This is a genomic window from Paenibacillus sp. 598K (genome assembly GCF_003851045.1).
GTDB lineage: Bacteria > Bacillota > Bacilli > Paenibacillales > Paenibacillaceae > Paenibacillus_D.
In genome coordinates this window covers 1-6,315 of record NZ_BFBX01000111.1, presented here as the reverse complement: position 1 = coordinate 6,315, position 6,315 = coordinate 1, and the positions used below count along the sequence as shown (strand labels likewise).

Here is a 6,315-nt window from a genome sequence, read left to right as displayed (position 1 = left end):
GCGGGGCAGCCGGATTGGTCGCCGACAGGCCGGTCGTGGAGGCGATCTCGTAGCTCGCCTCGCCGGCATTCATGCCATAAGCCGCCAGACGCTGCCGGGACTCCGCGATCATCGTCTGGTCGATGTAGCCGTAGCCTCCCGCCGCCCCGACCTCGAGCAGATAGTCGACTTCCTTCTGCAGGACGGCCTGCCGCACGAGGAAGACATGCTTGTAGATCGGCGCGAACATGAACCAGCAGAGCGTGGAGGCGAGCAGCACGAACACCAGCAGCGTCCTCATGGATCGATCTCCCGGATCGCCTTGCCGTGGCGGCCGCCCAGAGCGCGCACATCCTGCTGCGCACCCTGCTCGCTGCCGAAGGATTCATAGATGAGGATGACCAGCACCAGCATCAGTACAGATAGTAGAATGGATCTCATAACGCCTCCTTGGGGCTCGGGGGTCTATGGAAGCATATTGCCGATTCGTGTATTGGCCGCATTGCCTTGGGTTTGGATCTGTGCCTGGGTGCCGGTGTTGTCGCGTGTGACGATACCATTGAACAGCAGGATTACGACGACCAGCATCATCACGGTCATCAGAATGTTGCGCATCTGCTCTCACCTCCTTTAATGTAAACGTTGCGCTGTGCGCCTAATTCAAGCTCTGAAAAAGCTTCTGCCCCTCCTGCACCCAGGGGTGGATGAAGATCTGGAACATATACAGGATCGGCACCCCGGCTAGCAGGAACAGGACGTAGGAGGCGGATTCCTTGCGACTCTCGCGCGCGAGCTCGATCTTCTCCTTGTAGTCCTGGATATGCTCCCGCAGCAGCCGGTAATAAGCCTCGCTCTCATGCAGCCGCAGCGAGCCGATCGTCTCGGCGAAGGTCATCCCCTCGTCGGTGCCGAGCCGCTGCTTGAAACGTCGCAGCGCGCTGTCCGCGTCCTGGTACCACTCAGCGAGCAGCCGCTCCAGATCGGCGCGGATCGCTCGGGCGTAGGGGAGACAGCGCATCAGCTTGGTATGGATGTGCAGCGAGGAGCCCGACAGATACAGCAGCTGGGTGCTGATGACGTAGATCTCCCGCGTGATCCGCTGCGCCCGCATGCGCTGGAGCGACTCCAGCCATGGCTTGTCCCAGAGCGCTGCGCCCCACAGGCAGACGCAGACCGACCAGACGAGATATAGCGTCCCCTGCGCGATCGTACCCGCCGGGGGCACGAGCGTGATCCCTGCCATCAGCGCGGGGACGCCCAGCAGCGTGAGTCTTCGGATCGCCAGGTAGAGCGCGGGGTCGAGCGACATGTTTAGTCCGCTCAGCAGCGCCTCGTAGCTATGGTAGGACGCGCTCTCTCGGGAGATGCCGGTCAGTCGCAGCCAGGCGGCAGGCAGCTCGCGCCGCCCCCAGCCGCGCTGCACCGCGTGCAGCCAGCGCGGCGGCCGTTCGGTGAGCGCCTGCAGCAGCGCCGCCAGGCAGACGAAGCCGGTGATGTACTGACCGACCAGCGCGCCCCAATAGACGAATCGGCTGATCTCTACATGCATCGCTTCCGCTCCTTTACATTTTTTTGCGGGAGAGCCACAAGCCCATCCCAAACGAGACGAAGATCAGCACCCCGGCATTGAGCAGCAAGTCCCGGCCGTGCGGGTCGAGAACATAGTAGTAATAAGCGCTCTCGGGGTTGTACCGGAAGTTGATGCCGACGAACAGCGCCAGGAAGACGAGCGGAGAAAAGTTGGCGATCCGGATCTCCAGCAGCCGGTTGCGCTCCTGCTGATTGGCCCGCCTTGCCTTGCGCATGTCGGTGATCAGTTCCTTAAGATTGTCCGCGACCGGATGCCCCTCGGCGAGCGCCACCCGGAGGATCTGGACGAAGTAATCGCCCCAGACATGCCCGACTGCTCCGGCAAAAATCCGCAGCGACGCCTCGTCGTCGCCTCGGATCGACAGGTTGCGCTGCAGCTGCTCGAATACCTGCTGCATCGCTCCCATCATCCGGCGTTCGTCCACCGCGCGCTGCAACGCCACCTTCACCTGCCTGCCGCCGGTGATCAGATAGCACTGATAGAACAACTCCACCGCTGGCAAAAAATCCATCCGCGTCCGCAGCTGTCGCTGAGTCAGCAGCATCCGGAGCGCCAGATACGGCGCGATCCCGGCGAGCGCCCCGCTCAAGAGCAAGCCCTTAGCGCTCTGGAACAGCAGTCCGCCCCCGGCCATGCCGCCTAGCGCCAGCATGCCGGAGATCAGCAGGAAGCTGCCGGCCTGGAGCGGCCATCGCATCGCCTCCAGCATGTCATCGAGATGTCCGGCCAACCGGCGGTTGGACGTGAGCAGCTCCATGATCCGCACGCTCCATCTGGCGCGCTGCCGGTAGAGCAACCGGTCGGAGCGCTGCTCCTGCTCCGCCATCAGCAGCATCGACCGCTGGAGCATGATCAGCAGCAGCACGAACAGGGCGACAGCAGACAGCCATAGCCAGGCCGTCATCCCGCGGCCTCGGCTGCGCGCCTCCAGCTCGGCGAGGACTGCAATCGGCGCAGCGCCTGCTGCGAAGGCAGCTCCGGGTACAGCCAGGTCCGGCTTGCTTCGTCATAGCGCACCCAGTCCCGCACCGTGACCCTGTCGTCCTCCCAGAGCAGCTCGCCGATCCGCCATACCCGGCGCTTGCCGCCGCTCTGGCGCATCTCTATGCCGATCTGCGTCACATAGCGGGTGATCCGCTTGCCGAGCCGATCCGGGTTCATCACCCGTCCATCGAGCATGCACATGTCCGTAATCGCCTCAGGCACATCCTCCAGCTCGCTGGCATGAACCGTCGTCATACTGCCGGAGTGGCCGCGCGTGCAGGCGCGCACATAGATATTGGCATCGTCGTCGCGGATCTCGGCATGGACGATCCGTTGCGGCGACTGGCGGAGCGCCAGCTTGAACGCCTGGGCCGCCCGATGCAGCCCGTCCTCCTCGTCGGCCTCGTACTCGACGATGTTCTTGAGCGGGAAGTCTCGCCGCAGCATCATCTCCAGACGCGTCTCGATCGTGATGATCCGCTCCTCGTCCGGCAGCGCTGCGATCAGCGCCTTGATCAGATGCGTCTTGCCGCTGTTGGTCGGACCGATCACCACGAGGTTGAAGCGAGCTTCCAGGAGCGCCAGCAGCATATGCATGATCCGCTCGTTCATCGTCGCCTTGTCCGGCTCGCACAGCAGCGGCAGATCGAAGTGCCTGACGGTGTAGAAGCGCAGCGTCAGCGTCGGCTCCGAGGTGAAGCCAAAGCCCGTCATCGTCACGCGCGAGCCGTCGGTCAGCATGACCTCCGCCCACCGCTTGCGCGGGTTGATCCGGTCGTTGTTGTAGAGCACGAGATTCTGCTGGATACGCTCGACCTCGACGACCGAATCAAAGGCGTACGGCGAGAGCACCGCCCGTCCATCCCGCACCTCGTAGATCCGGGTGCCGACAACCTGGATCTCCTCCAGCCCCTCCTTGTGCTGCAGCACTAGCTCCAGCACATGCAGCCCGATTACTTCGGCGAATAACGCTTCGGCCAGTGACTCGTAGGGGTGGCTGTACCCCGGCAGTTGATGGAGACGCTGGCGAATCAATCGATCATCGATGACCGCCAGCAGCTCCGCCCGCTCCTCCGGGAAGCCGAGGACGGCGCGGTTTAATCGCTCGCTGTACGAGCGCCGCTCCTCCTCGGTCGAGCCGCGCGGCGTCGCCAGATAGTTGCGGATATCCTCAGCGATCGCCTGGAACTCCTGCTCTCCCGCATGCGACTCGCGTCGCTCCGGGGAGCCGACTGTCGGCTCCATTCGCAGCCGTGTCGCATAGGCCGACGGCGAGAATCTCCCCTCCTGAGGGCGGTTCACGAGGTGACTCCGTTGCGGTGACCCATCAGCTTGCGATACCAGGGCTGGCTGCTCCGCCCCGGCACTCCTGCGATCACATGCCTGGCCATCAAATGCTCAGCCGTGCGGCGCATCGCCTGCTTGCCCTGCTGCTCGGCCGCCACCCAATTGTCCAGTCGGCCGCTGTCGAGCTGGGAGAGCAGCGACTCGGTCACTTTTAATTCCTCGACGACGGTAAGTCCCGTTTCTCTTCGAATATCTTTCACAGGAAATCCTCCATTCTTCCAAGGTGGGTGTATGACGATGCCCTGCAGCTCCAAAGGCTTGACTCCGAACAACGGCGCGACCTGGCCGATCCAGCGCTGGCCATCCTCCTGAAAGCTCGACAGCGCCGTGCTCATCGCAACCAGTCGGCTATCCGCTGCCCGCATCGCGGTAATCGTCGCCGCGTTGTCCCAGTAGGCGCTGACGTCGGCGACTGTCAGACGATAGGTCTGGCGGGCCACCGCCAGCAGATGCTCCATGTCCTCCGGGGTAAAAAACTCCGCCTGGTCCCGCATCAGGTTGCCGAACAGGATCGACAGCCCCGGACAACTCGGCGGCGTGTAAGCGGCGCTGCGCAGCTTGTCCGGCGTCAGCGTGCCGGCCCGCAGCTCCGGCCGCAGCGAGTCGAGCGTTACGGAGGGGCGATCGACCCCGAGATACCGATGCAGCTTCGCACTCTTCAGATTCAGACAAAGCAGACCGACTGGCTGACTGCTCAGACTCGCTACCTGGGCCGCGGTCGCAAAGGCTGCCGCTGTCGTGCCGATGTTGGGCGTCGTCCCGGTGAAGACCGCCAGCGCATGCTTGTTGACGCTCATGATTGACCTCCTGTCAGCTCGGAATGGATCGCGTCCATCGTCATCGGGCTATAAGCGATAACCAGCTTGTGTTGGCCTTGCTTGCACAGCTCGTCGATCTCCAGCCATTGCGCCTCGGTCAGATTCAGATTGACATAATCGATCATCGCATTGGCGTCGCGGCGGGAGGCATACATCTTCTGCCGATCTCCATTGGCCAGCGATAGCAGGTTCGGATTTTTCGGATCATCCACCTCCAGATTGCCCGACGTCTTCACCGAAGCAACGGTGACCAACTGATCGAACAAACGGGAGGACGCCGAAGCCTCGCCCGATACGTAGAGGACGACCTGATCGCCGGCCCGGATGCCATTAGATACGCTGAGCACATAGTCTCTCGGGATCTGGAACGTCGATTCATCCCGCTTCGGCATGAGTCGATAAGGGCTGACCTTCCAGGAGAGGATCGGCTCTCCCTGACCGAGCGGCACCGCAGTCTCCAGACTGAGGATGTCTGCCGCGCTGGTCGCCATCTCGGGCTCATAGGATGCCTTGGCGATCCACTTGGTCGTCAGCATGTCGGCCGTCAGCTGCTCGCCGGTCGCGATGAAACGGCTGGGCACGAGCACCTCCACCGTCTCCTGCAGTTCGATCTGCTTGAGCTGCAGCACATAGATGCTGTAGACGAGTACCCCCGACAGCACGGCGGCCAACAGACTGATGATGAGATTTTTTTTTCGGTTCATGACGCCTCCTCGCAAGCAACAAAAAAAGAACGCAGCAAGGGTGACCAACCCGTGCTTGCGTTCTTCGCATAGCCGTTGCTTATGTAGTAAGATTATGTATTACTTTGATGAGGCAATATTACCAAAGTTCATTGTAAATGTCTATACGAAAATGAGAAATATTTCAATGGGTGGATCCCCCACTTTTCCCAGCCTGCTGCTGTCACTTCGCTTACACGTAAATATTTCCACCACAATTGCGCATCCTAATCCAGGTGAAACGCCTATGAAATGAACCTGAAGGAGTGGGATACGCATGAAAGGAAATCGAATGCTCATCATCGGATTCGCCTTGCTCGGCATTAGCGCCGCCGTCGCAGGTCAGGCCGGGGCCGATCCGTCGGAGGCTGCCGTGCCGGGCAGCGTGGCGCGCGTCCTGCCGGTCGTCTCGCCGGTCGAGGATCATCCAAAGTCGCAGCCGGAGCATCAGTCCGGCAAGCATGAACCGCACAAGCATAAGCATGGCAGAGAGCTCAGCAGCGCCGCCCAATACGAGACGTATCTGAAGCAGTTGGTCGACAAGTATGCGCCGGAGACGGCCAAGGACTGGGAGCCGGTGCTGCGGGATACCACGCGTCTGCGCGCGGAGCTGCGCCAGGCGATGCACGACATGCCGCCGGATGTCCGTCAGCAGTGGCACGAGCAGCACGCCGCCAAGCAAGACCCGCAGTGGCAAGCCAAGCGGGCCAAGGCCGCCCAGACGCGCAGCGCTTTTGACGCCGCGCTCCGCTCCGGCGACCGCGTCCAGATCAGCGCCTCGTTGCGCGAGATGCTCCAGCTGTGCCGCCAGCAGAACGAATGGATGTCCGCCCGGTTGATCGAGCTGCGGCAGACGGGGGCGGCCCATTAACTG

At 62.2% G+C, this 6,315-nt stretch carries 9 protein-coding genes; 1 reads left to right on the top strand and 8 read right to left on the bottom strand.

Annotation, left to right across the window (positions count from 1 at the left end; genetic code table 11):
* The 8 genes from PA598K_RS27425 to PA598K_RS27400 all read right to left on the bottom strand — a co-directional run.
* A partial coding sequence (locus PA598K_RS27425) for a hypothetical protein (RefSeq protein WP_128660008.1) occupies window positions 1-280 on the bottom strand: 280 nt, incomplete at its 3' end.
* On the bottom strand, window positions 277-420 hold the full coding sequence (locus tag PA598K_RS36595) for a hypothetical protein (protein WP_185602257.1): 144 nt from the start codon (window positions 418-420) through the stop codon (window positions 277-279). The genes PA598K_RS27425 and PA598K_RS36595, both read right to left, overlap by 4 nt.
* A 24-nt stretch (window positions 421-444) precedes the next feature.
* A complete protein-coding gene (locus tag PA598K_RS36590) occupies window positions 445-594 on the bottom strand; it encodes a hypothetical protein (protein ID WP_185602256.1) in 150 nt (49 codons plus the stop codon).
* Between the two features lie 40 nt (window positions 595-634).
* Window positions 635-1,528, bottom strand: a complete 894-nt coding sequence (locus tag PA598K_RS27420; protein WP_128659995.1) for a hypothetical protein — start codon at window positions 1,526-1,528, stop codon at window positions 635-637.
* Window positions 1,529-1,541: 13 nt separating this feature from the next.
* Complete coding sequence (locus tag PA598K_RS27415; protein ID WP_128659994.1) at window positions 1,542-2,474, bottom strand: type II secretion system F family protein; 933 nt, start codon at window positions 2,472-2,474, stop codon at window positions 1,542-1,544.
* Complete coding sequence (locus PA598K_RS27410) at window positions 2,471-3,856, bottom strand: CpaF/VirB11 family protein (protein WP_260405642.1); 1,386 nt, start codon at window positions 3,854-3,856, stop codon at window positions 2,471-2,473. The genes PA598K_RS27415 and PA598K_RS27410 overlap by 4 nt, the downstream gene beginning before the upstream one ends.
* Window positions 3,853-4,698, bottom strand: coding sequence for a hypothetical protein (locus PA598K_RS27405; RefSeq protein WP_128659993.1), 846 nt, complete (start codon window positions 4,696-4,698; stop codon window positions 3,853-3,855). The genes PA598K_RS27410 and PA598K_RS27405 overlap by 4 nt, the downstream gene beginning before the upstream one ends.
* The gene (locus PA598K_RS27400) at window positions 4,695-5,423 is read right to left on the bottom strand and encodes an SAF domain-containing protein (protein WP_128659992.1); all 729 of its coding nucleotides are present in this window, start codon (window positions 5,421-5,423) and stop codon (window positions 4,695-4,697) included. The genes PA598K_RS27405 and PA598K_RS27400 overlap by 4 nt, the downstream gene beginning before the upstream one ends.
* Before the next feature lie 295 nt (window positions 5,424-5,718).
* Between PA598K_RS27400 and PA598K_RS27395 the strand changes: the two genes are divergently transcribed.
* Complete coding sequence (locus PA598K_RS27395; protein WP_128659991.1) at window positions 5,719-6,312, top strand: hypothetical protein; 594 nt, start codon at window positions 5,719-5,721, stop codon at window positions 6,310-6,312.
* Window positions 6,313-6,315: the final 3 nt, after the last annotated feature.